This is a genomic window from Lentzea albidocapillata subsp. violacea (genome assembly GCF_900100275.1).
In the GTDB taxonomy this organism is placed as follows: domain Bacteria; phylum Actinomycetota; class Actinomycetes; order Mycobacteriales; family Pseudonocardiaceae; genus Lentzea; species Lentzea violacea.
On sequence record NZ_FNET01000055.1, the window covers coordinates 1 to 1312 of the forward strand.

The 1312-nt window shown below is 70.9% G+C and carries 1 protein-coding gene; it reads left to right on the forward strand.

What is annotated here, in order from left to right; all coding sequences use genetic code 11:
• The coding region (locus BLR21_RS41480) for a CDP-alcohol phosphatidyltransferase family protein (RefSeq protein ID WP_143028152.1) at positions 1-662 on the forward strand (662 nt) is incomplete at its 5' end.
• Between the last annotated feature and the right edge of the window lie 650 nt (positions 663-1312).

Here is a 1312-nt window from a genome sequence, read left to right on the forward strand (position 1 = left end):
CGGACAGCCGCGCGGCGACCAACGAACTCCTGGCCGGGTTGCGCGAGGGGCGATGGCGGCCACGGGCGTGGAGGCGTTTCCTGCTCCACACCACGCGCCGCTCAGTTCACCAAGCCCGGCTGAGGCCGCGAGCACTCGCCGAGATCACCGTGCTGCACCTCGTTTTCGCCGCAGCCGGTCGCCACAAGCGTCCTGTGTGGACAGTGCTGAGCTGGATGCTGGCCGTCACGCACCTGGGTATGCTCGAACACCACCGGTCCCTCGGCCTGGCCAACGTCATCACCCTGACCCGCGCCAACCTTCCCACCCTCACCACCGGATGGGCAGTGCCGGTCGTCGCGCTCGCCAGCGATCTTGCCGACGGACGGCTCGCCCGCGGGCTCGGCACCCAATCCCCGTACGGGGCAGCTGCGGACTCGCTGGCCGACGCGGCGTTCTGGGCCTGGTTCGCCCTGCACCACGAGCCCAGCCACCGCATACGTGCCGCCGCGCTGCTGGCCTGGGTGGTTCCCGTCATCGCGGTCACCACCACCAGCGTCGGGCGCGGCCGGATGGTGGACGCGCCGCGCCCGGTCCTCGTCCGGCCAGCCGCGGCGATGCAGGCAGTGCTCGCCCTGCGTGCCGTCCTTCGCCGAGCAGGTCGCATACGCAGCAGCAGGTAGGTGCCCACGGCGGCCAGCAGGTATGTCAGGTCTGGCCATTGTGGACACAGACGGGCGATTGCTCTCTGTACCGTGAACCGTTACCGCGACGGGCGGCTGGCCACGGCGTAGCCCCGCCGCGAGCGCGTAACCGACGGCGATGACGGCCGGCACCGGGTAGGACTTGCCGGTGTCGGGGAGGGCAAACGCCGCGATCCCGGCTGCGGCAACGAAGGTCGCGTTGAACAGAGCGTCGTAGAAGGAGAACACCCGGCCTCGCGCCCAGGAGCACGGCGGCCATCAGCAACGGCGCCATGCGGTAGGGCAGCCCTAGCGCCACCTGCACCACGGCGGCAAGAGCGAACAGGGTGATGATCCACCCGCGCGCAGACCAGTGTCGGGTGATCGCTTCCGCGGTCAGCGAGACCGCCCGCACGCCCAACAGCCTGCCGAATCCTGGAGTTCACCACAGAATCCGCAGGTCACGTGCGCCGGCGGGACGCGTCACCAGGTTCGGCGCAGGCGCAGCAGGGCATCGGTGACACGACGCGTGACGGGTGTCCGGAGCGCGTCGCCCGCCTCGGCGACGGCGGCGTTCCACACACCGTCGGACCAGGCCGGGTAGGGATGGACGACGGAGGCGAGATCACGCAGCCGCCCGCGACGAGCGA